The organism is Streptomyces sp. DvalAA-43, assembly GCF_900091725.1.
GTDB classification, from domain to species: Bacteria; Actinomycetota; Actinomycetes; order Streptomycetales; family Streptomycetaceae; genus Streptomyces; species Streptomyces pulveraceus.
In genome coordinates, this window is sequence record NZ_FMBW01000039.1 from 195,913 (window position 1) to 221,420 (window position 25,508).

Consider the following 25,508-nt stretch of genomic DNA (forward strand, 5'->3'; position numbering starts at 1 on the left):
GATACCTGCGCATACGGGCACACCGATGAAGGAGGTTCAGCTCAGGGCCGCGCTGCGCCCGCCGTCGATGACGAGCGTGCTGCCGGTGATCCATGCGGCGCGTTCCGAGACCAGGAAACCGACCGCTTCCGCGATCTCGTCCGACTGGCCGATGCGCCCGAGCGGGATTTCTTCGGCCCAGTCCGCGGAATCGTTTCCGAGGTAATCGACGATCTTTTCGCGTGCCTCGTCCGCCCCCGGTGTCATGACGTTCCCGAGAGAGACCGCGACGACGCGGATGCCTTGCGGCGCCAATTCGGCGGAAAGCCCTTTGCTGTAGGTCTCCAGTGCGGACTTGGCGGCCGCGTAGTGCAGGATCATCGGATAGGACGCGATGGTGGCGATGGACGAGACGTGTACGACGACTCCACCTCCGCTCTCGCGCATGGACGGTACGAGTGCTGAATTGATACGGACCGCGGCGAGGAAGTTGATGTCCATCGTGTACTGCCAGTCGCTCTCAAGGTCGAGCGCGCTCTGAAAGACCCGACAGCCGCCCGCGTTGTTCACGATGATGTCCACTCCGCCGAGATTCTCCAGAGCGGCATCGGCGAACTCGCGCACACCGTCGGGCGTACTGAGGTCGGCTCTGATGAACTTGGCCGCGGACGGGGTCTGCTCGGTCGGATTGCGGGCAGAGGTCACGACGGTGGCGCCGGCGTCGAGTAATTTCTGCACGATCGCGGCGCCGATACCGCGACTGCCGCCGGTCACCACGGCCCGCTTTCCTTCCAACTCATGGGCGAACTTCTCAGTCTTTTCGGTAAGGCGATCTCGGCTCACTCCGGGTTCCGCCCCCTTTCCTGCCTCAACAGATCCGAACGCGCAATGAATCGGGAATTTGGATCGACTCCCCGGATGCTCTTCCGGAACGAAATCCTCACTCCGGACGACCATGGTGACACGGAAGCACGAAGACCACTATCAACGGCCTCTCCGATACGGTCAAACTGATTGTTCCGATGCATTGGATCGCCTCATGCGATACAAGCCGGAATGATCTATGCGAGCTGGACATCGTTATCAGCGAGGTCGATAATCATGCGCTAATCCGTGTCCACAGTGCCGACCCATATGGAGGAAAAATGGCCAGCCTGGACGAGCCGTTCACCGTGGGCGACCTCACGGTCCCCAACCGGATCGTGATGGCCCCGATGACCAGGATGCAGTCCCCCGGCGGCGTGCCCGGCCCGGACGTGGCGGAGTACTACGCCCGTCGGGCGGCCCACCGGGTCGGGCTGATCATCACCGAGGGCACCTACATCAACCGGGCCGCCGCCGTCGCGTACGAGAACGTGCCCCACTTCCACGGCGAGCAGCCCCTCGCAGGCTGGGCCCATGTGGTGCGGCGGGTGCACCAGGCCGGTGGCAGGATCATTCCCCAGCTGTGGCACACCGGGGTCGTGCGCTTCGGGACGGAGCCACCCGCGGAGGGCCCGTCCGGGCTCGGGCTGGACGGCGCCCCGGCCGGTCGTGCCATGACCCAGCGGGACATCGACGACACGGTCGCCGCCTTCGCGGAGGCCGCCGCCACCGCGGAGCGGCTCGGGTTCGACGGCGTGGAGCTGCACGGCGCGCACGGCTACCTGATCGACGACTTCCTGTGGAGCCGCACCAACCGGCGTACCGACCGCTACGGCGGGGACCCGACCTCCCGAGCCCGCTTCGGCGCCGAGATCGTGCAGGCGATCCGCGCGGCCGTCGGTCCGGGATTCCCGGTCCTCTTCCGGCTCTCCCAGTGGAAGGTCAACCACTACGAGGCCCGCATCGCGGAGAACCCGGACGAGCTGGCGCAGCTGCTGACGCCGCTGGCCGAGGCCGGTGTCGACGCGTTCCACGCCTCCACCCGCCGTTACTGGCTGCCCGAGTTCGACGGCAGCCCGCTCAATCTGGCCGGCTGGGTGCGCAGGCTCAGCGGCAAGCCCACGGTGACGGTCGGCTCCGTGGGCCTGGACCAGCAGTACGGTGTGGGCGACTTCGCCCAGGGTTTCACCGAGCAGGCCGGCCTGACCGGCATCGAGGAGCTGGTGGCCCGCCTGAAGCGCGACGAGTTCGACCTGGTCGCCGTGGGCAGGACACTGCTGGCCAACCCGGACTGGGCGACGAAGGCGCTGCGCGGTGAGCTGGACCGGACCGTCCCCTACGACCCGGACGTCCTCAAGACCCTGGCCTGACGGCCGTACGTCCGCTCCCCGGGCGCGGGGGATCTCCCGCAGCCCGCAGTGGGCCGGCAGTTCATGCGCTGCCGGCCCACGTCCGCAGGACGTTCCGTATCACGCGATCGAATGCACTTCGCCGCTGATCGAAACCGCGGATCCCAGCACTTCCAGGAAGGCTCTGCCGCGGCTGCTGAGGTTCAGATCGGGCATCGTGGCCACGCCGAGGGACGCAGGAGGCACCTCTCCGGCGATCTCCACCGACCGGACGCTCCCGCCGTCCAACGTCCTCCCATGGGCGGCGCGTTGATACATCAACGCGAACCCGGAGCCCGCGGCCACCAGCCCACGCATGGTCTCCAGGCTCGTCGTCGTGATCACTCGCGGCATACGGACGCCCGCAGTGGCGAACACCGTCTCGACATGGCGGAGACCCGCCGGGACGTCCAGGGTGACGAGCGGTCGGGCGGCGAGCTCGTCCAGACCGATCGCGCCGGTCATACCCATCGGGTCGTCCTCCGCCAGCAGGGCATGGACGGGCAGCTCGGCCAGAGGGTGAAACCCGGCACCGTCCGACAGGAAGTCGTACGTCACCGCCAATTCGCACCGGCCGTCCCGCAACAGCTCCAGGAGCTTTTCCGATCCCTCATGAACGGTCAACTGCAGGGCCGCATACCGCTCTTCGGCCAGTCGGTGGACCAGAGGAAGCAGGAAGGGAGCGATCGAGAAGAAGAATCCGACGTCCAGCCGGCCGGCGGTGCGGCCCGCCAGGGCGTCGCCCTGGGCCTTGAGGTTTCTGGCCTGTCCCAGCAGCGCGCGTGCCTCCCGGAGCAGGTGGCGGCCGCTCGGGGTCAGGGTGACACCGCGGGCGTGATGACGGAGAAGCAGCTGCACACCGAGTTGGCGTTCCAGCCTCATCACGGCGGAGGAGACCGTCGACTGCGAGGCGCACAGTCTCTCCGCCGCCTCCGATATGTTGCCCAGCTCGGCGGATACGACGAAGTACCGCAATTGCGTGAGACTGAAGTCCAGCCGGTCGCTCATCGCGCACATCCGGGCAGCTTCTGGTGCGCGGTCCGTTCCCGCCGGGCACACGGTTCCGCCAGGGCGTCGGGAGGCGCGCACGGGTCGGCCGAACGATTCATGATCCCTCCTCCGCGTCCCGGCGCGAGAACCGCTGCGGGGAGGCGCGGTGTCCGCGGAGCCATTCATGAACGGCGAGTGCGGTCGGCTCCGCGTACTCCTCCAGCATGGAGAAGTGGTCTCCCGCCACCTCCGTCCGTACGTGTTCCAGCGGCCAGTCGGCGCGCGCGTCGTCGCCGAGCAGTTCGAGCAGGGTCTTGTCCTCCGCGGCGCCCACCAGGAGGGTCGGGGTGGTCACCGGCATCGGGCTCCAGCCTTCGAGCAACTGCGCGTACCACGCCATCGCCGTGAGCTGGTCGTCGAGGACGGGCAGTTGGGGGAACCGGTCCAGCAGCCGTCGCGTGAGCACCGACATTCCGCCGATCATCGCGGGACCGGCCGACCGGAGCGTATCGAGCAGCACCAGAGCGGCGGGCGGTGCACCGGCCTTCTCCAGCCGTCGTACCAGCTCGTGGGCGGGCCACCCTCCGGAGGAGTAGGCGGCGAGGGCGAACGGCCGGCCCTCGAACCGTCGGAGCAGCGTCCCGGCCAGCCGGTCCGCGGCCGCTTCCAGGCTCACCGGAAGCGGCTCACCGGCCACGTATCCGGGGATGGAGACCGTCCACACCTGACGGCGGCCGCGGAGTGCGGCCGCGAACTTCACGTACTGGTGGGCCCCGGTGGGGGCGATGAGGGAGGGCAGGCAGACCAGGGGCGGTTCCTGGTCGCCGTCCGACAGCCGCAGGATTTCCGGCTCCGGACCGGCTCCGGCCGCGGCAGTCGGCCGGAGCCGGGCGGCGATCGACAGCAGGTCACCGGCCTGCTGCGGGGTGCCGGTCCGCACCGCCGCGCGGAAGAGCGCGGCTATGGGCTGTGCCGGTTCCGTGGCGGGAGGCGCGGACGGCTCCGGCGGCCGGAACGCCGTGTCGGGGACGGGTGTCCCCGCTGTCGCGGGATTCAGACGTGCCAGGAGGGCGTCCACCCGGGGGCCGCCGGCCGCCAGGAAGTGGTCGGCGAGCTCCTCGACGGACTCGGCGTCGAAGAGCAGGGTGGACGGGACCTCTCCGAGGTCCTCGCGCAGCGCGGTGGTGAGCTGGAGGACGAGGATGGAGTCCATCCCGTAGTCGCTGAGCGGCGCGGCGAGTGCGATCTTCTCCGGCGGGATGCCGAGGGTCCGTGCGGCCTGGTCCCTGAGGTACCCGGCCATGGTGTCGGCCCGGCTCCCTGCATCGGCGCCGGACGCACCGGCCGTCCCGCCGCCGGTCGGGGGCTGTTCCGGGGCGGGGCCGGGGCGCGGGGAAGCAGTGGCTGCCGGCGGAGACTTCGGGAGCGCTCGCGGAGCGGCTGTCTCCGGGTGCGCCGGCGGGGCCACCGTCTGCCGGGCGATCCCGTCGCTCTCCGCGGCGATGATCTGCTGCCCGAGCTCAAGTGTCTCGGGCAGCACGGGGACGACGGAGGAGAAGCCTTCGCTCACCAGCACCTCCCGCCAGTTCGCGGGCGACAGCGCGGGCGAACCGGGTACGCGCAGCGCGTGGTCCTCGAAGAGCCACCAGCCCTCCAGCAGTCCGAACGTGAGATGGCTGGAGACGTCGAACGCCGCCAGTTCGTTCAGCAGGAGCCACCCTCCGTCGCGCAGCGTCGCCTTCGCGTTGCGGATGGTGTTCCGGGTGTCGCGGGTCGCGTGCAGCACATTGGCGGCGATGACCAGGTCGTAGCTCCCGCTCTCCATCCCCTGCCCGGCCAGCGGCTGCTCCGCGTCGAAGCGGGCGTAGGCGAGATACGGGACCTCGGGTCCGTACTCGGTCCTGGCGTGGTTCAGGAACGCCTTCGAGAGATCGGTGTACGTGTAGGTCTCGATGTGGTCCTGGAACGGGCGCAGGGCGGCGAACATCCCGACGCTCGTACCGCCCGTCCCGGCGCCGATCTCCAGGATGCGCAGGCGTGCGGCCGGGTCCAGGCGCAGCCGCTCCGCGACGATGGCGGCGGCGGTGTCCGTCATGGCGCGGTTGTACATGTCGGCCACGCGGTTGTCGCGGTACGTGCCTTCGACGAGCGCGACGGAACCGCGCGGGAACAGGATGTCGGTGGGCCTGGTCCTGCCGGTGAGGATGTCCGGCAGCGCACGGAGTGCGGCATCGAGCAGGGCGAGTTCCGCGGCCTTGTCCGGATCCGCGGACCACTGTGCGCGGCGCTCGTCCCACTCACGGACGAGGACGTCCAGCGGCGGGGCCGAGGGCGGCACGATCCGGAGCGCGTGGTCGAGCCAGGTGTCGTACCGCTCCAGGATTCCGGCGCGCCGGCGCAGTCGGGCGATGTCGCCGGGGGACGGCGGGGTATCGGGGCCGCGCAGGGCGCCGAGCGCTTCCAGGTGTCCGTGGACGATGCGTGCGAGGAGCGGATCGCGTTCGCTGCGGCGCCATGCGGCGATCGCCCGCATCGCCTCCCATGCGGACGGCGCCCTGGTGGCCGCCACCACGGCGGCGGGCGTGACGCGTGACCGCGCCCTTCCGTGGACCGTGAGCCGCGTCGCCGGGTCGATCCCCGCGATGGCGTCGGGCTTCCGCGACTTGACGAAGCTCAGCTGATGCTGCGGCCCGCGGAGCAGCGTGTCGAGTGCCTCCATCGCCTCGGGCGGCTCGATCGAGAGGAGGCCCCAGCGTGCCATGCGTTCCCGGTGGAGTTCGGTCGAGGCGCTGCCGATGCTCCCCCACCACCCCCAGTTCATCACCTTCACCGGGTACTCCCGGTGCCGGGCGAGGAATTGGGCGTAGGCGTCGCTGAACGTGCATCCGGCCGCGTAGTTACTCTGGCCCGCGGCGGTCGTGAACGACTGGACGGACGAGAAGAAGAGAACGAAGTCCAGGGTCTCGTCCGCGAAGACCTCGGCCATGGCCACGCTGACGTCGGCCTTCGCGGTGAGGGCGGCGCGCAGCGTCGCCTCGTCCATGCGCGCCAGGCTCTGGTCCCGCAGGTCCAGCGCCGCCTGGACGACGCCGTGGATCCGCGGATGGTGCCGCCCGATCTCCTCGTAGGCGGCCCGCAGCGACGCGGGGTCCGCGGCGTCGGCGGAGAGGTAGCGCACGCTGCCGCGCCCGGGGCAGGTGCTCAGCTTCGCTTCGATCGACGCGTCCTGCGGGCGCCGCCCGATCCAGATCACGTGGGCGCCGTGGCGCTGGACGACATGCCGGGTCCAGACGGTACCGAGCCCGCCCGCACCTCCGATCACGACATAGACACCGCCTTCCCGGTACGCGGCCCGCTGTACGGTCCCGGGCCGGCACGGCACCCAGCGCCGGACCAGCCACTGGCCCGCGCGGCGCACCAGGGTTTCGCCCGTCGCGCGGTCCGGTGGTGTCAGCAGATCCTCGGGCAGGTCGGCGGTGTCGAGGTCCGTCCGGCGGACCGACCAGTTGGTGTACTCCTGCCCGAGCGACCCGAAGAGGCCGTGCAGTCCGGCGTGGGCAGGTGCCGTCGGCTCGGTGTCGTACGTGGCCAGGGCGCTCCGCGTCACCAGTGTCACGGCGAGCGGACGGGCGTCGTGTCCCGTGCGGACGAGGGCCTTGATCATGCGGAAGGCCGCGATGACGCCGTCCTCCTGGGCCGCGGTGAAGCCGGCGGTGTCGGTCGGCAGGAGTGCCTCCTGGTCCTCCGGCGCCGCACCGGGCGCGATCCAGACGAGGTGGCCGACCGGTGCCGAGTCCCGGAGCCGGGACGTGATCTCGTCCGCGGACGCGCCCGGTCCGAGGTCCCACGCCGTGACCTGCGGGTGCCGGCGGACGAGCGCGGACCGCTGCCCGGTGGTCCCTCCCACCACGAGGATCTGCTCCGTGGGCGGCAGAGCACGTGCGCCGGAGGTGCGCTCGGACACGGGTTCCCAGACCGGTGCGAACAGTGAGGGCGTCGGTTCCTTCACCGGGCGCGAGGCGTATCCGGTCATCCGGACACAGACCTCCCCGTCGCCGTCGACGAGATCCACGTCGAGTCGGCTCAGCGCGGTCGCCGTCTCCGTACCGTCCGCGACATGGACGACAGCCCACATCGAGCCCGTGCAGGGGGCGAAGAGTTCCAACCGGTCGAGCGCGAACGGCACCACGGTCTCCACGGAGGCCCCGCCGTCGGCGAGTTGCAGCGCGATCGAGGCCTGGATGGCCGAATCCAGCAGCGCCGGGGGCAGGACATACCCGGCGTCGGCGGGGTCCGTCCCGGCCGGCAGGGCGAGCCGTGCCAGGACGGTGCCGGTTGCGACGTGTGCCGCGCGAACGGCGCGGAGAGACGGTCCGTGGACGATGCCCATCGCCGCGAGCGCCTCACCAATACGTTCTGCGGATACGGCCGTCCCGCACTCCGCGCGGAGCGACGCCAGGTCGACGCGGTCGGGGCGGGCCGTGGCGGAGGGCGCGATGCGTCCGGTGGAGAACACGACCGGACCGGTGTCCCGCCCGGTCGTCGAGGCGATCTCGAAGGTGAGTTCGTCTCCCGCCGTCGGCCTCACCAGGACATCGACGCTCAGTGGCCCGCCGTCGAAGGCGACCGGCCGTACCCACGTCATGTCCCGTATCAGCAGGGACGTCGTCGCCCCTGTGCCCCACGCACGCGCCGCCGCCTCGCGTGCCATTTCGAGGTGGGCGGCGCCCGGGAGGACGCGCTGCCCGCGCACCGTGTGGTCGCGGAGGACGGCTTCGTCGCCCGTGAACACCGTCGAGGCCCGCAGTGTGCCGGGATGGTCCGCCGCCACCGACTCCCCGTGGATCAGCGGGTGGTCCGGGACAGGCCGGCTCGGCGTGGTGACGGGCAGAGGTGACCGGGGCGGCGGTCCGGCCCAGTGGCTCTCGTCGGCGAACGGGTAGGTCGGCAGCGGGACCCGGAGATGGGCCCCCGCCGCGAACGCTGCCCCGTAGTCGAGGTCGACGCCCTGTGTGAAGTACCCGGCGAGGGCGGCGAGGTCCGCACGGTACGGAACGGCGTCCGCGTCGGATCCCGTCGGGTGTGCGCAGCGGTGGAGGCATTCCTCGCCATGGCGCTTCTCCGCCCCCGCGCCCGCGACGCCCTTGCGCGCCGACACCACCTGGCCGGTGAACGCCCTTGCACCGTCGGGCCCTTCGTCGAGGATGCGCAGCAGCTCCGCGCGGTCCGCCGCCACGCAGGCGAACCTGTGGGGGAACCAGTCCCTGCCGACGGCGAGGGTGTGGGCGAGGTCGCCCAGGTCCGGGAGGTCCTGGCGTCGGCAGTGCTCCGCCAGCCGGGCCATCTGCTGGACCAGCTGCTCACGTGAGTGCGCGGAGAGGACCACGAGATACGCGGGTCGCGGCGTACGAGCGCGGGCTCGGGCGGTGGGAGGCGCTTCCTCGATGACGAGATGGGCGTTGGTGCCGCTCGCTCCGAAGGAGCTGACCGCGCCACGGCGCGGTCCGCCGTCGGCCGGGGCCTCCCAGCGGTGGTTGCGCGTACTCAGGTAGAAGGGGCTGTCTTCGAGGGCGATGGCGGGGTTCGGCTTCTCGAAGTGGAGTGAGGCCGGGATCCGCTGGTGCCTCATCGCGAGGAGGATCTTGAACACCCCCGCGACACCCGCGGCGAACTGGGTGTGCCCGAGGTTCGTCTTGACCGAACCCAGCGCGCAGTAGCCGGTCTTCTCCGTACCGGCCCGGAACGCGCGGCTGAGCGCCGAGAACTCGATGGGATCGCCGAGCGGGGTACCGGTGCCGTGCGCCTCCACGAGCCGGATGGACTCGACGTCGATCCCGAAGGACTCGTAGGTGTCGCGGAGCAGACGCTCCTGCGAGACGGAGCTGGGCGCCGTGATCCCATTGGTCGCACCGTCGTGGTTGCTGCCCGTGGCGCGGATCACGCCATGGATGTGGTCCCCGTCGGCGAGGGCGTCGTCGAGCCGCTTGAGTACCAGGACACCGACGCCCTCGCCCGGTACGAAACCGTCGGCACGGTGGTCGAAGGTGTGGCAGCGTCCCGTCGCGGAGAGCATTCCGGCACCGCCGGCCAACTCGTAGAGGCGCGGCGTCGACTGGACGAAGACACCGCCTGCCAGCGCCATCTCCGTCTCGCCCGACCAGAGCCCCCGGCATGCCAGGTCGATCGCGACGAGCGAGCTGGAGCACGAGGTGTCGACCGCCAGTGCGGGACCCTTCAGGTCGAGGAAGTAGGAGACACGGGCCGGGATGAGGGACGCCATGTTCCCCCAGAACGCCTGGGCGGGCGCGCCGTCCCCGACGACCTCCTGGTAGTCGCCCTTGTAGCAGCCCACGTACACGCCACAGCGGGTCCCGTCCAGGTGCCGGCCGGCGTATCCCGCGTTCTGCAGTGCCTTCGACGCCTCCTCCAGAAGCAGGCGCTGCTGGGGATCCATGGCGGCGGCCTCGACGCCCGAGATACCGAAGAACAGCGGGTCGAACCGGTCGATCCCGTGGAGGAATCCCCCCTGCGTGCAGCGCGCGGAGCCGTCGGCACCGGTGTCCGCGAGATCCCAGCGGGTCGCGTCCGTGATCAGGTCGTCCCCGTTCACGAGATGTGTCCAGAGGTCGTCCAAGTTGTCGGACCCGGGGAACCGACCGCTCATCCCGACGATGGCGATCGGCGCGTGGGCGGCGGGCCGTTCCTCGGGAAGGGCACCGGGTGCGGTCCGCGGACGTGCCTCACCGGTGATGGCCGGCGGCGGGGCGACGGCGCCGATGTCGGCGTGCTCCGCGAGCAGATGGGCGACGAGACGGTCGGCGGAGCTGTGGTCGAAGACGACGCCGGTCGACAGGTCGAGCCGGAAGGTGTCGTTCAGCAGATGGACGAGCCGGACCGCGAGGATGGAGTCGAGCCCGTAGTCGGCGAAGGCGAGCCCGCCGTCGACGTCGTCCGGCTCCATGACCAGCACCTGCGCGATCGTCTCGCGTACGGTGCGGCCGACGCGTTCCTCGCGTGTGACATCGGGTGTGACACCGCGTGTGGTGTCCGACGTGACATCGGGTGCGACGTCAGGTGTGGTGTCCGACGTGACGTCGGGTGCGACGCGCGGCCCGGCCTCTTCGGACCTCGGCGCGGCGACGACCGGAATCGTGCCGGGCGCCGCCTCCCGGACCGGCTCCAGGTCCCCGATCCAGAACCGGTCCCGCGCGAACGGGTACGTCGGCAGGGATATCCGGCGGGGCGCCGCGGCTCCGTGCAGCCGCCGCCAGTCCAGCTCCATTCCGTCGGCCCAGAGCGCGGCCAGCTGGTCGTGCTTCCCCTTCCGGGCCCACCGTTCGACCAGGAGTTCCCGGAGGTCTTCGTCGGCCGCGATCCCGGCGGCGGCGCCCAGGCCCTGTCCGGCGCTGCCCCGGTGGAGGCCGGGTGTCCCCGCCCCGTCTCCGCTCTCCACGTACCCGCGCAGCACCCGCAGGAGCTCGGGCAGCGAGGCGACGGTCACCGCCAGGCGCTCCTTCATCGCCTCACGTCCGACCTGCAGGGTGTGGGCGAGATCCGCCAGGCCGACCGTCCCCCGCTCCGTCTCCTCGCGTTCGAGGAACTCCACCAGACGCGCGGCGGAGTGCCGCAGCCGCTCCGGGGTCCGCGCGGAGAGGACGACGAGCTGCTCGCCCCCGCCGGACGCCGGCCGGTCCGGGGCGGCGTCCGGCACGTACTCCTCGAGGATCACATGGGCGTTGGAGCCACCGGCGCCGAAGGACGAGACCGCCGCGATCCGTGGTGTCTCCGACTCCCACGGTGCGAGCGTCCGCTGGACGAAGAACGGCGTCTCCTCGAACCTGATACCGGGGTTCAGCTCCTCCGCGTGCAGGCTCGGTACGAGCGTGCGGTGACGGAGCTGGAGTACGGCCTTGGTCACCCCCGCGATCCCCGCGGCGGCCTCCAGATGCCCGATCATCGACTTCACGGAGCCGATCGCACAGAACTGCCGCTCGTCCGTGGACTCCTCGAAGGCGAGTGAGAGACCCTTCACCTCGATCGGGTCGCCCAGTTCCGTGCCCGTGCCGTGCGCCTCGACGTAGCCCACTTCCCGCGCCGCGATCCCGGCCCGGGTCAGCGCGTCGCGGATCAGTTCCGCCTGGGCGGTCGGGCTCGGCACCGTGTAGCCGTGGGACCGCCCGCCGTGGTTGATGCTCGTCCCGCGGACCACCGCGAGGACCTGGTCACCGTCCGCGAGAGCGCGGGCGAGGGGCTTCAGCAGTACGGCGCCCACGCCCTCGCCGGGCACGAACCCGTCGCCGCCGCTGCCGAAGCTCCGCACCCGGGCCTGCGAGGACAGCATGGTGCAGCGGCACAGCTCGACGTAGTCGGAAGGATGCAGATACAGGTTGACCCCGCCCGCGATGGCCAGCTCGCAGGCGCCCCGGCGCAGGTGCTCACAGGCTTCGTGGATCGCCGTGAGCGAGGAGGAGCACATCGTGTCGATCGTCAGGCTCGGGCCGTGGAGGTCGAGAACGTACGAGGTACGGGCGCTGAGCGAGGCGAAGGAGAGCGCGGGTACGACCGTTTCACCGGACGGCAGCCGGGCCGCGCCGTGCCGTGCGTGGCCGGACTTGGTCACCCCGGCGAAGACACCCACACGCCGTTGATGGCGCCGGGCCAGCTCCTCGCGGGTGTAGCCCGCGTCTTCGATCACCTCCCAGGAGGCCTGGAGGAAGAGGCGCTCCTGCGGGTCCATGGTGTAGGCGTCACGCGGTGCGATCCGGAAGAAGTGCGGGTCGAACGCGTCGAAGTCCCGCAGGAATCCGCCCCACTTGCTGTAGCTGCGCCCGGTGGCGACGGCTGTGGCGCGGTCCGGTTCGTAGAAGCCGTCCAGCGGCCACCGGCCGGGGGGAATCTCCGTGATGGAGTCGCGTCCCGCGGTGAGGTTGGCCCAGAACTCGTCGGTGTTCTCGGCCTGCGGATAGCGCCCGCTCATCCCGATGATCGCGATGGCGTCGTCCGGCGCGGGCGGGCCGGGATCAGCGGCTGTCCCGGGTGTGTGCCGCGCCGCCGGAACCCGGACCGCGCCGGACGGCCCGTCGGCCCGCGTGCCGGGGGCCGACGGGGCGGGTGCCCCGGCCAGCTCTCCGGCGATGGCCCGCAGCGTGGGGAATTCGTAGAAGAGCGTCGTCGAGACCTCGCCGTACGCCGAGGACAGCTCCCTGTTGAGTTGTACGACCATGACCGAGTCGAGGGCCAGGTCGTCGAGCGGCCGGTCGACGTCGATGTCGTGGAGGGGGAGCTTCGTGACCCGCGCGAAGAGTTCCACGACCGACCGGAGTGTCTCCCGGTCCGGCCGCGCGGCGGCCGTCGCCGGTGCGGGGGCGGCTGCGGCGGGCGGGGGTACGGGCACGAGCCCGGCCGGTTCGCCGTGGTGCACCCAGATCTGGTCCTCGCCGGCCTCGCCCAGCCGCCAGGCGTTCAGGAGGGCTTCGAGTCCTTCGTCCGACTCCATCGGCACGAGACCGCGGCTGCGCCGGAGGTACGCGCGGGTCGCGTCGTCGACCGCCATTCCGCCGTCCTTCCAGAGCGGCCACGCGATCGCGACCGTATGCCCCGACCGTTCGCCCGCCGCGACGCGCCTGTTGCGGTGGGCGGCGTACTCGCCGAGATAGCCGTTGGCCGTGGCGTAGTCGGACTGGCCGGGATTTCCGGTGACCGCCGTGCCGGACGAGAAGACGAGGAAGGACTCGATGGGCAGGTGTGCCGTCGCCCGGTCCAGGTGCACCGCGCCGTCGACCTTCGGGGCGAGGACCTCGTCCCACTCCTCCGTCGTCTTGTTCGTGAGGTACGCGTCGTGAATCACGCCCGCGGCGTGCACGATTCCGTGGATCGGGCCCGTCTCCTCGCCGACGCGTGCGACGAGATGGCGTACCTCCTCCCAGCGGGAGACGTCCGCGACGGCGTACTGGGCCACCGCACCGGCTTGCCGCAGCTCGGCGAGGAGTCGGCCGATCCGGGCATCCGGCGCCGAGCGTCCGACGAGGACGAGCGTCGGGCGTACGGCGTCCCGCGCGATCCGGCGGGCGACGAGGGCGCCGATGCCGCCGGCGCCTCCGGTGATCAGGTACACGCCTCCCGAGCGCCAAGGGGTGCCCGTGCCACCGGCCGTCCCGGGCACCCAGGTCCGTACCCGGCGCTCCGTGCCCCGGTGAAGAACGAGAGCGTCGTCCGCGTGCCCGGCGTTCTCCAGGACGATCGCCGCGATGTCGTCCGCGTCGCGCTCGCCGTCGAGAGCGAGGACCTGCCCGGCGATGTGGGGGCTTTCGAGCGCCGTCGTGCGCAGAAGTCCCGCGAGCGCGGGCCCGACCGCTTCGTCACCGTCCGCCGGTGTCACGACCTGCACGAGGGTGGCGCCGTCGTGCGTCTGCCCGGCGAGCTCCCGGACGATCTCGAAGACCTGGCGCGAGAGGTCGGTGAAGCGGGTCTCCGGGCGCCGCTTGGCAGTCGTGACGGCGTGGCAGCGTACGCCCGGCAGGCGGCGTTCCACGCCGTCCCGCACGGCCGCCGGTGCTCCGCAGAGGATCACGGTATGACGCGTGTGCGGGGCCCCTCCGGCCAGGTCCCGCGACGCGGTCTTCGGCGTCCAGCGGGGCACGAACAACGTCGTAGCGGCCGAAGGGCGGTGCTCAGCGACGCTGTTCGCCTTCTCGGCGCTGCCGGGGAGCCAGTACCTGTCGCGTGCGAACGGGTAGGTGGGCAGATGCGCGCGCCTCGGCAGGGCCGCACCGGCAGCCCCGTACAACCGCAGCCAGTCGACCTCTTCCCCTCCGCTCCAGCGCGCGACCACGTCGGCGAGGCCGTCCTGCGCCGGACGGGCGCCGTGCCGAGGCCCACTGGTCGCTCCGCTCGTCGTACCGCTCATCGTTTCGCTGATGAACTCCCTTAATTTCGAGGCGAGTTCGTGGCGCGAGGAGACGACCCAGCCGACCCGTTCGGCCATGGCCTCGCGCCCGGTCTGGAGCGTCCACCCGATCGAACGGAGCGCCGCGGGACGGGGGGTGTCCTCCAGGTGGGCGAGCAGGTTCCGCGCCCGCTCGCGGAGCTGCTGCTCCGTACGCGCGGAGAGGGGTACGGCGACCCGGTTCCCGGGGCCGTCCGCGTCCTGTGCCGGGCTCGTCCGCGCGGCCTGCCCGGTGTACTCCTCGATGACGACGTGACAGTTCGCGCCACCGAAACCGAAGCTGCTGACTCCCGCCCGCCGCGGCGCGAGGTCGCCGTCACGGCCGCGCGGCCGCTCCCACGGTTCATTGGCGCGCACGATGCGGAACGGGCTGCCGTCGAGCTGGATGTAGGGGTTGATCCGGTCACTGTGCAGGCTCCGCGGAAGGGTGCCGTGTTCCATCGCCAGGACCACCTTGAGCAGCCCGGCGATGCCCGCGGCGGCTTCCAGATGACCGATGTTGGTCTTCACGGAGCCGAGCCCGCAGGTGGCGGGGCCGTCACTGCCCAGCTGCCGGAACGCGGCCTGGAGCGCGCGCACCTCGACGGGGTCGCCCAGGGCCGTGCCGGTGCCATGGGCCTCCACATAGCCGATCGTGCGGGGGTCGATGCCGCCCATCGCCCGCACCACGAGGTCCGACTGCGCGGTGCCGTTGGGTGCCGTGAGGGAGTTCGCCCGCCCGCCGTGGTTCTCCGCGGTGCCGACGATCACGGCGAGGATCGCGTCCCCGTCGCGCTCCGCGTCGGCGAGGGGCTTCAGCACGACGGCGCCGACGCCCTCGCCGCGTACGTATCCGTTCGCGTCGCTCGCGAAGGTCTTGCACCGCCCGTCCGGGCTCAGCATTCCGGCCCGCCCTGCGCTGACGAAGGTGTCGACACTGAGCAGGAGGTTGACCCCGCCCGCTATCGCGGCGTCGCACGCCCCGGAGCGGATGGCCTCGACGGCCCGGTGGACGGCGACGAGCGAGCTGGAGCAGGCCGTGTCGACGGGCTCGCTCGGGCCGTGGATGTCGAGTACGTACGAGATGCGGTTGGCGAGCATGGAATGGGCGTTGCCCGTGGAGGTGAAGGCGTCCGGCGGGGCGCCGTGGGCCGCGAGCAGAGTCGCGTAGTCGGTCCCGGAGACGCCGAAGAACAGCCCGGTGTTCGCCGGCAGGCCCGACGGGGCGTAGCCGCTGTGCTCGACCGCGTTCCAGACCGTCTGGAGCGCCAGCCGGTGCTGGGGGTCCATCAGCTCGGCCTCGCGCGGCAGGATGCGGAAGAAGGCGGCGTCGAACGCGTCCACGTCGTCGAGGACGGCCGCATGGTGCGGGAACTCGGCCGCCTCCGCGATCCGCGCATAGGCCGCGTCGTACCGGTCGAGGGGAAAGGCCGTGACGCTGTCGGTCCCCGCGGCCAGGTTCGCCCAGTACGCGTCCAGATCGGGCGAGCCGGGGAACCGGCCCGCGGCGCCGATGACGGCCACCGGCAGCGGCGAGTCCGCCGGCGCGGGGCGCGGCGGGCCGGCCGGCGCGACGTCCGGAGCCCCGGTCGTCTCTCCGGCCGCCCCGGTCGTCTCTCCGGCCGCCCCGGTCGTCTCCTCGGCCGCCCCGGTCGCCTCTCCACGGGGCCGGCTTCCAGGACTCGGGGCGGGCTCCCCGGCGGGGTCCGGCGGGAGCGACCGCTCGTACGCCGCGCGCAGCGGGCCTTCGTGCTCCGTGAAGAGGTGCCTGCCCAGCGAGTCGAACGTATTCCGGTCGAAAAAGACCGCGGGGGTCAGATCGATGCCGAACCGTTCGCGTATCTGCTTCGACAGGGTGACGAGCGAGATCGAGTCGAAACCGAAGGCGTCGAAGCCGGTACGGGCATCCAGTTCACCCCGCTCGAACTTGAGGATGCCGCCCGCCATCTCACGCAGTTCGTCCACCGCGAAGGAGATGACGCCGTCGCTGCTCTCCGCCGGTGTCCCCCGGTCCGCCACGTCGGCTCCGTCCACCACTCGTTCGCTCACATCCGGGTCCTTTCGTGGTCCTTCGTCATCGCCGCACCACAGGTCGCAGAGCACGCCGACCACCTGGCCGTTCCGGTCCAGCAGGCCGACGGAACCGCCGAGCCCTTCGCCGTCGGCGGTCACGTCGAAGACGACGTACGCGACCGGGACGACCCCACAGCTCCCGTCGGTGAGGAGCCGGATCTCGTCGATGTGGTGGGGCGCGGTCCGTGCCCAGTCCGGTGAGCCCTGCCGCTTCGCTTCGGCCTGGAGGCCCTGCGCGATGGCGGCGAGGACGTGCGGAGCGAGGGTGACCCGCGGTTTCACATGGTCCCGCTGGAGTTCGGGGGTGCCGACCCTGAGCACCAGCCGCCCGTCCCGCAGGCGGAATGCGCTCTCTGTTCCGCTGAGTTCCGGCGCGTATCCGATTCCGCCCTCCGCGAGCTCCGCGAGGAATTCCGCCGAGGAGAGCGGCTCCGCCTGGTGGGGCGCGAGCACATCGGCGGCGATTCCCGCGAAGCGGTCCGTACGGGGGTGGCCGGACAGCGGCGTACGGTCCTCCTCACCCATCGGCACGTCGAACGCCGCCACGGGCATCCGGCTCCCCACCGCGTCCTCCGCGAAGACGTATCCGGAGGCGCGTTTCCCGTCGGGGGCGTCGAAGACCGTCACCAGGCGGGTGGCGGTCGTCCAGCCGACCTGGCCCAGGAGGCGCAGCCGGCGCACGGCCGACCCGTCGGCGAATCCGGAGACCTTCGTGGCGGCGATCGCCAGGTCGACGGCGAACGTCGGGATCACGCCGCGCTTCTTGTCCTGCCGCTCCCCCGAGGTGCAGCCGTAGTCGAGGAGGTCGTCCAGGTGCACGTCGAGCACGTACCGCAGCCCGTCTGCGTCCGACTCGTTCCTGCCGAGGAACGGGTGGAGCTTGTCGCGCAGCGCGAGCGGCGCGATCACGGACGGCGCGCCTTCTTCCGGGGTGACCCAGCAGCGCACGCGCTCGAAGGGGTAGGCGGGAAGAGAGACCCGCCGGGGCGCGCGTGCTCCTCTGTCGGCGCCGCTCCAGTCGACGCTCCTGCCGCCCACCCAGGTGGTCGCGAGCTTCCGCAGGTCCTCGGTCCGCGGGCCACCGCCCGCGAGGGCCGCACCGAGGTCCCGGTCTCCCGCCAGATAGCGGTCGACTGCGGCGACGGCTTCGCCCGTGGTCCTCGCGAGGAACGCCCAGCGGTGCGGGAGTTCGTTCTTGCCGACGCGGAGTGTGAACGCGATCGCCGCGGCGTCGGGCTCCGCCCCGGCGGTCAGGTAGGCGCGGAATCGGTGGAGACATGTCTCCAGGGCCGAGTCGTTCATCGCGGAGAACACGAAGAGTTCCTCGCGCCCGTCCGGTGCGCCGTGCGGATCGCGGTCGGGCCGCTGGTACTCCTCGAGGATGATGTGGGAGTTCATCCCGCCCGCGCCGATCGACGTGATCCCCGCCCGTCGGGGATGGGTGATCCTGCGTCCGTCCACGGTCGTCACCGCGGGTTCCCATGCGGCGAGCCGCTGCTGGAGACGGAACGGTGTACGGGAGAAGTCGATGTCCGGATTGGTCACCGAACTGTGCAGCGAGGGGGCGAGTTTCCCGTTCTGGAACTGGAGGACGACCTTGGCGATACCGATCATTCCGGCAGCGTGCAGAAGGTGTCCCATGTTCGACTTGACGGAGCCGATCGCGCAGAACTCGGTGTCCTGCGTGTACTTCTCAAAGGCCGTGGTCAGGGCCTTCACTTCGATCGGGTCGCCCAGTGACGTCCCGGAGCCGTGTGCTTCCACATAGCTGATGGTCCGTGGATCGACTCCGGCGTCGTCGATCGCCTTCTCGATCGCCCGCGCCTGCATACGCGGGCTGGGGACGGTGAATCCGTTGCGCACCCCCGCGTTGGCAAGGGCCGTCCCCTTGATGACGGCGTACACATGGTCGCCGTCCCGCTCGGCCTCGACGAGCGGCTTGAGGACGAGGGCGCCGACGCCCTCCCCGAGAATGGTCCCGTCCGCGCCCAGGCCGAAGCTCCGGATCACATCGGAGGTCGCCGTCGTGAAGTGCTCCTGCGACGAGCTGATGAGGTTGTACGGGTGCAGAAGCAGATTCACTCCGCCCGCGACCGCCATCCGGCATTCGCCGGCCCGGAGCATCTGCACGGCCTGGTGCACACAGGTCGAGGATCCGGAACACATCGTGTCCACGAACATCGAGGGACCGGTGAACCCGTAGAAGTACGAGAGCATATTGGGCAGCGTCGCCGTGTAGCTGCCGCTGGCCGGGGAACCGCGCGTCAGACTGTTCTGGAATCCGTACAGGCCGTAGTGGTTGCTCATGGATCCGGCGAGTACGCCGACGTCTCCGTCGTACTGCCGCTGGATCGTCTCGCGCGAGTATCCGGCGTCTTCGAGCGCCTCGACGCCCGTCTGCAGGAACAGGCGGACCTCCGGCGACATGTTCTCCGCATCGCGCTTGGAGATACGGAAGTAGCGGGGATCGAAGCTCTCGATGTCCCGGAGGAAGGTGCCGGTGCGGATGGAACTCTTGCCGAGGACACTGCGGTCGCGGCTGTAGACCGCGTCGTGGTCCCAGCGTTCACGCGGTACTTCGCGGAACTCGTGGCGGCCTTCTCCGAGCACGGCCCAGAGTTCGGCGAGGGTTTCGGCTCCGGGGTAGGTCCCGGAGATGCCGATGATCGCGATGTCGTGGTGGTCGTCGCGCGGCCCGGGTGCGGCAGACCTGTCATGGGAGGCGGGCGGGCCGGCGGTGTCGGGAACGGACGGTCCGGGTGCGGCGGGGGCCGGCGCGTCGTCCGTCCCGGCCGCGGGTGCTGCGGCTTCCGGCGCCGGTTCTCCGGCGGCGGTGATCTCGCGCAGCTTGTCACCGTGTTCCGCGACGAGGTGACCCGCGACGCCCTCGATACTCGTGTACTCGAAGAAGATCGTCTTGGAGAGCGGGCCGAAGAACACTTCGAGCGACGCGGTCGTCTCCAGGATCGCGAGCGAGTCGATCCCGTAGTCGACGAGGTTGGCCGTCTCGTCCAGCGTCAGGGGGTCGCGGTGCAGCACCTCGCCCACGACGCGGCGCAGGAAAGCGTTCGTACGCTCCATCAGGTCGTCCTCCGCGACGGCGGCCGCGGACTCCATCGGTGGGGTGTCCACGGGTACGGAGCGGGGCGCCTCCGGGGGCGGGGCGGCGGCCGTGAGCGTCGCGGCGGCGCCGTACGCCACCACGGTGTGGGCGGGCGCGTCGCGCAGTACGCCGCCGAGTACCCGCAGGCCCTCCTCCGTCGGGAGGGGCTCCCAGCCCCGGTCCCGGCGCATCGACTCCCGTGTCACGGGGTCCATGGACATCCCGCCGTCGGCCCACAGCGGCCAGCTGACGACCGACGTCCTCCCGCTCCGCTCGCCGATGTCCACCAGTGCCCGGCGGTGGTGGGCGAAGGCGTCCAGGAAGGCATTGGCCGCCGCGTAGTCCGACTGCCCGGAGCTGCCGAACACCCCCGCCACGGAGGAGAAGGCGACGAAGAAGTCGAGCGCGAGGCCGCGCGTGGCGGCGTCGAGGTGGAGAACACCGTCGACCTTCGGCTCCAGCACCGCCCGCACGTCCGAGGTGTCCTTGGTGTAGAGATACGCGTCACGGAGGATGCCCGCCGCGTGGACGATGCCGTCGATCGCCCCGTGATCCCGTACGACGGCGCGTACCGCACGGTCCACGTCGTCCTTCGAACCCACGTCGACGGGGAGGTAGTGGGCCTCGACCCCCGCCTCCCGCAGCCCGCGCAGGGCCGTCTCGCTCGCGGCACCGGGCGCCGACCGGCCGCTCAGGACGACGGTGATGCCCGCACACCGCCCGAAGTACCGTGCGACATGCAGCCCGAGGCCGCCGAGACCGCCCGTGATCCAGTAGACCCCGCCCTCCTTCAACGGCGGGATCTCCGCTCCTTCGTCCAGGCGGAATTCCACGGGCCGTGCCGCGTGCCGGGTGCCGTCGGCCCCGTAGCGGATCTCGCAGTCGGCCGACCGGTCCGCCGCCTCCGCCCGGAGGATGTCCGCGATCCGCTCCGGCGACGCGGTGTCGAGTTCCGCGACGCGTACGACACGGCCGGTGATGCGGGGGTTCTCCAGGACGGCGGTCCTGAACAGGCCGGTCAGCGGCGCGTGGTGGTGCCGTGGCGACCGGTCGTCCACCAGGACGACGAACCGGTACGCTCCCCCGGGCTTCGACCTCACCAGCTCCACGGCGTGCCGGAACACCTGGTCCACCACGGCCCCGACACCGTCGGCGACCCGACCGGGCGTGACATCGGGCAGGCGGGCGACGGTGAAGCCCGTGGTGTCCGCCACGGCGGCGGCGTGCGCGGCGGCCCGACCACCGAGGTACCCGCGCACGGACGGGAGGGCCGTCGCCCGCTCCTCCGGTACGTCGAGGGGTGTCGGCACCCAGGGAACGGCGGCGGTGACGGTGTCCGCGCCGGTTCCTCGTCCGGAAGCCGCCCCGTGCGTCCGCTGGACGAGTCCGCGCAGACTGACACGGACCACTCCCTCGGAGTCGCAGAGGTCGATGTCGAACACGTCGAGCGTGCGGTGTCCTTCGCGGCGCCGTACCCACGCCCAGGTCTCCGACACACAGGCGCCATGCACCGTGAGTTCCTCGAACGCGAACGGCATGGCCGGACCGTCGGCCGGTTCGCGCGCCGTCTCCGCCAGGAGCACGAGCGAGGACTGGAGGGCCGCGTCGAGGACGCTCGGCGGCAGGACGTATCCGGCGTCCGCCGCACCGGCAGCGGGCTTCCCGATACGCGCGATCAGCTCCCGCGTCCCCAGCCGGATCTCCTCGATCCCACGCATGGCCGGTCCGTACTCCAGGCCTCGGTCGTGGAACGCCGCGTACACGTCCGCCGGGCTGCGCTCCCCGGGGCAGGCTGCCCGCAGCGCGCCGAGATCGATGCGATCCGGCTCCTCCCGCCCGGCGGCCTCCACCACTCCCGAACTGTGGACCACGGCGGGGTCCGTGCCGGTGGAGACCTCGAAGGCGAGGGCGACGCCGTCCTGCGGGGTGAGCCGGACACCGACCTCGACCGGCGCGTCCCGCACGACGAGCGGGCGCGCCCATGCGACGTCGCGGAGCCGGACGACCGCCCGCTCCGCCGCATCGGACCCCACCGCACGCACGGCCGCCGCACGGACCATCTCGATATGAGCGGCTGCCGGCAGCACCCGGGCACCACCCACCACGTGCGAGGCGAGAAACGGCTCCGCTCCGGTGAACGTCGAGCGGTACCGGTGACCGGCGGGGCCGGAGGCATCGGCGTGGAGGAGTGGGTGCGCGGCGGCAGCCCCGTTCGCCGCCGATGGCGTCCCTGGCGTCTCGACGCCCTTCCGCGGAACCTCGACGCCCGTCCGGGAGATCTCGAAGTCCTTCCGCGGAACGCTGAACCAGTGCCGCTCGCGGGCGAAGGGATATCCGGGCAGCCGCACACGTCGTGGACGTGGCTCGGGTGCGCCGTGACCGAGCTGATCCACCCAGTCCACCGCCCCGCCCTCCGCCCAACGTGTCCCCGCCGCCCTCAGATCGGCGACTTCCTCCTCCGCGCCCCGCAGCGTCCCGCCCAGGTGAAGCCCGCCCTCCGCGCGGGCGCCGTCGATGAACTCCCTCAGAAGGAATTCGAGTTCGGCACGGTCCGCGACGGCGAACGCGACCCGGACGGGCATGGGCTCGCGGCCGACCCGCAGGGTATACGCGATGTCGGCGAGCGACTGCGAAGGGTGCTCGCCCAGGTGGGTGAGCAGGTTGCCCGCCACCGCCCGCAGCCGGTCCGGCGTCTTCGCGGAGAGCGGCAGGAGCTGCGGCCCCCGGAGAGGCCCGTCCTGCGCCCCTGCACCGGATTCATCGGCGAGATGTTCCTCAAGCACCACATGCGCGTTCGTGCCACCGAATCCGAACGAGCTCACCCCGGCCCGCCGTGGCCGGATCCTTCCGTCCGCCCCCGGGGTCGGCGCGGCCCAGGGCTGGGTGTCGCGGATGACATGGAACGGGCTGTCCTCAAGCTTGATGAGCCTGTTCTGATTCTGGAAGTTGACGTTCGCGGGCAGCGTCCGGAGCGCCAGCGAGCTGATCACCTTGGCGATTCCGGCGACTCCGGCCGCCCCTTCCAGATGCCCGATATTGGTTTTGACCGAGCCGATTCCACAACTCGCCGGCCGGGCGGCGGTGCCCTGTGCCGCGTGCAGGTTCCGGAAGGCCTCCTTCAGAGCCATGATCTCGATCGGATCACCGACGGGCGTTCCCGGTCCGTGCGCTTCGATATAGGTAACGGTTTCCGGCCGGATTCCGGCGCGGGTATAGAGTCCCTCGATCAGATTCGCCTGTGCTGTCGGATTGGTGACGGTGAGGGAATTCGTCCGGCCACCGTGGTTCGTGGCGACTCCCTTGATGACCGCGTGGATGGGATCGCCGTCCGCGACGGCCCGCGCGAGCGGCTTCAGGAGGAGTACCGCACCGCCTTCACCCCGGACGTAGCCGTCGGCGCTCTGGTCGAAGGCGCTCGCACGGCCGGTGCGGGACAACATGCTCGCCTGGCTGAACGCGACGAAGTGCTTCGGCGACCAGATCAGGTTGACTCCACCGGCCAGGGCGACACCGCACTCGCCGTTGCACAACGCGCGCACCGCTTCGTACACCGATACGAGCGAGCTCGAACATGCCGTGTCATTGGTGATGCTCGGACCCTGGAAGTCGAAATAGTAGGAGATCCGGTTCGCGATGATCGAGTACGCCGTTCCGGTGGGGAAATAGACGTCGGTCCTTGCCCCTTCGCGTTCCATCATTTCCGCGTAGTCCGCATGGCAGACACCCATGAAGACGCCCGTTTCCGTACCGGCCAGGGAACTCGCCGCATAGCCCGCGTTCTCGATCGCCCGCCAGGCGAGTTCGAGCGCCATGCGCTGCTGGGGATCCATGCTCTCGGCCTCGCGCGGGGAAATACTGAAGAACTCGGCATCGAAGCAGTCCGCATGTTCGATGAACCCGCCCCAGATGCTGTTCGTCTTCTGGGCCCCGAGCCGTGGATCACCGAAGTACCGTTCCTTCGACCAGCGTTCCGGGGGGACTTCCGAGATGAGCGAGCGGCCCGCGACGAGATGCCCGCCGAGCTCTTCCAGTGTCTCCGCGCCGGGGAAGCGCAGAGCGAGCCCGATGATCGCGACATCATCCGTCGCGGGCGCCGGATCGAACGTACTCATCGGTTTCCTCCCGCAGAGGGGAAGTCTTGGCCGGCCGGCTTCGATCCCCGCGATGTCCGCTGATCAACGATGGTGCTCACCTTGAAGTCGGCCCGTGCGGCCGTGTCCCCGGGCATGTCCTGTCCGAGTACGAACTGCTGATTGAGGACCGCGGTCGAGAGCAGGTAGACGAAAGCCTGGTCCTCTTTCGTACTGACCTCACCGGTGGGCGTGGCCATGATCTTCTTGACGAGCTTCCGGGCGAACACCGGGTCGATGCCGCCGATCTTCTCCAACTCCGTTTCCGAGAGGATGAGTTCCAGATAGTCGGGCCGTTGCTGCTTGAATACGGCCGCCCCGGGCGCGCGGTACGGCTGCTTCCGCCGGGTGAGACTCGATTCCGGCAGCTCGCCCCAGAACGCCTTCTTGAGAATGGCTTTCTCGTCGAAACCGTCGTCGAAGCGCATATTGATCGACGCCGCCGCGCGGACGACCGCGGGATCGAGGAACGGGCACCGGTTCTCGACACCGTGGGCGAGGCTCATGCGCTCTCCCTGGGTGGAGAGGAGATAGCCGGGCAGCAGCGTCTTGAATTCGAGCCACTGTGCCTTGCGGACCGGGCTCAGCGCCGCGTAGCCGGGTGTCGCGTCCGTCAGGGCCATGAGGTCCGCGAACGGATCGTCGCGTCGTTTCAGCAGACGGGCGGCGAACCGGCCGTTCTGGTACCGGAGTTCGTGAGAGAAGAGGCCGGGCAGCCGTTCGACGGCGAACTGCTCGAAGAGGCCCTTCAGCCGCGCCCGGTTCGCGGGGCCGAAGTGGCTCAGCTCCGGGTGTAGGCTGCCGATCCTGGCCATTCGCTCGTCGTCCGACAGTTCGCCCCATGAAGCGCGCAGCAGCGTCTCACGGAAGAGCGAATACCCGAGGAACGCCTCATCGGCGCCCTCACCGCTGAGGATCACTTTGATTCCGGCGTCCCGCGCATGGCGGGACAGAAGGAACATGGGGACGAACGCGGCACGGAACGCCGGTACTTCCGCGTGGTACACGGCGGACGGGAAGTTCGCGGCGATATCGGCACTCGACACGGCGATGGACGAGTGGCGCGTCCCGAGGTGCGAGGCGACGACCTGCTGGCTGCTCGACTCGTCGAAGACCGCGTCGTCGAACTCCACGGAGAATGTGCGGACCTCGTGCGCGGAGAGATCGGTCGTCAGCTTGGTCACGATGGAGGAGTCGAGACCGCCGCTCAGATAGACACCGACCTCGACATCGCTCCTGAGCCGCATCTCGACGCTCTCACGGAGGGCTTCGCGGACCGATGCGGCCGCTTCCCGTTCGGAGCCGGTGAACGGCGGTACGTCGAGTTCGAGCTCCGCGTAGTCGCCCAGAACCGCCCGCCCACCGCGAACGGTCAGATAACACCCCATCGGAAGCTGGCGAATGTGCCGGAAAGGGGTCCGGTCGGGCAACGGTGTCCACACCGCGAAGGTGGAGGCGAGTTCGCGGGGGTCGAGCTCGAAACGGAATCCCGGGAACGCACGGAAAGCCTTCATCTCGGAGGCGAAGAGGAATTCTCCGCTCCCGCCCCCCTGGGCTCCGCAGCCCTCGCGGTCGACGTAGAAGAGCGGCCGCTTGCCGTATCTGTCACGTGCCAGGAACAGGTCTCCCGACCTCACGTCCCGGATCGCCGCCGCGAACGCGCCGTTGAACCGGGGCAGGCACGCGGGCCCCCATTGGGCCCATGCCTGCAGAAACACCTCCGTGTCGGAGCGGGTACGGAACCGGCGGCCGAGCCCTCGCAGTTCCTCGCGCAGTTCGATGTGGTTGTACAACTCGCCGTTGAAGCAGATCCAGTAATGCTCCGTCGGGTCGGCCATCGGCTGGGCACCCGTGGCGAGGTCGACCACCGACAGCCGTGCCGTACCCATGGCGATGCCGTCGTCCAGGTAGTAGCCCGCCTCGTCCGGTCCGCGGTGGCGGATGAGCGACAACATGGAGGTCATCACCTCCGGCGTCGCTTCGGCGCGGAGCGAGGGCGCGACGAAACCTGCGATTCCGCACATGCGGGGTCTCCTTGATCCAGTGGTCGTCGCGGT

5 protein-coding genes are annotated in these 25,508 nt (G+C 70.6%); 1 reads left to right on the forward strand and 4 read right to left on the reverse strand.

What is annotated here, in order from left to right:
• Positions 1 to 36: 36 nt before the first annotated feature.
• Positions 37 to 822: an SDR family oxidoreductase gene (locus GA0115234_RS12365; RefSeq protein WP_256088711.1), complete on the reverse strand. Its 786-nt coding sequence runs from the start codon at positions 820 to 822 to the stop codon at positions 37 to 39.
• 302 nt (positions 823 to 1,124) lie between these two features.
• Here GA0115234_RS12365 and GA0115234_RS12370 point away from each other — a divergent pair, with 302 nt between their 5' ends.
• Positions 1,125 to 2,213, forward strand: coding sequence for an NADH:flavin oxidoreductase (locus GA0115234_RS12370; RefSeq protein ID WP_093540951.1), 1,089 nt, complete (start codon positions 1,125 to 1,127; stop codon positions 2,211 to 2,213).
• 99 nt (positions 2,214 to 2,312) lie between these two features.
• Here GA0115234_RS12370 and GA0115234_RS12375 read toward each other — a convergent pair whose 3' ends face one another.
• The 3 genes from GA0115234_RS12375 to asnB form a co-directional block, all read right to left on the reverse strand.
• Positions 2,313 to 3,239, reverse strand: coding sequence for a LysR family transcriptional regulator (locus GA0115234_RS12375; RefSeq protein ID WP_093541003.1), 927 nt, complete (start codon positions 3,237 to 3,239; stop codon positions 2,313 to 2,315).
• Positions 3,240 to 3,336: 97 nt separating this feature from the next.
• On the reverse strand, positions 3,337 to 23,433 hold the full coding sequence (locus GA0115234_RS12380; protein ID WP_093540952.1) for an SDR family NAD(P)-dependent oxidoreductase: 20,097 nt from the start codon (positions 23,431 to 23,433) through the stop codon (positions 3,337 to 3,339).
• A complete protein-coding gene (gene asnB / locus GA0115234_RS12385) occupies positions 23,430 to 25,475 on the reverse strand; it encodes an asparagine synthase (glutamine-hydrolyzing) (RefSeq protein WP_093540953.1) in 2,046 nt (681 codons plus the stop codon). Before asnB ends, GA0115234_RS12380 begins: the two co-directional genes overlap by 4 nt.
• Positions 25,476 to 25,508: the final 33 nt, after the last annotated feature.

Bases quoted from the DNA above. Each gene is read 5' to 3' on its own strand.
- GA0115234_RS12370 (WP_093540951.1), top strand. From the start codon at position 1,125: ATGGCCAGCCTGGACGAGCCGTTCACCGTGGGCGACCTCACGGTCCCC.
- GA0115234_RS12375 (WP_093541003.1), bottom strand. From the start codon at position 3,239: ATGAGCGACCGGCTGGACTTCAGTCTCACGCAATTGCGGTACTTCGTC.
- GA0115234_RS12380 (WP_093540952.1), bottom strand. From the start codon at position 23,433: ATGAGTACGTTCGATCCGGCGCCCGCGACGGATGATGTCGCGATCATC.
- asnB (WP_093540953.1), bottom strand. From the start codon at position 25,475: ATGTGCGGAATCGCAGGTTTCGTCGCGCCCTCGCTCCGCGCCGAAGCG.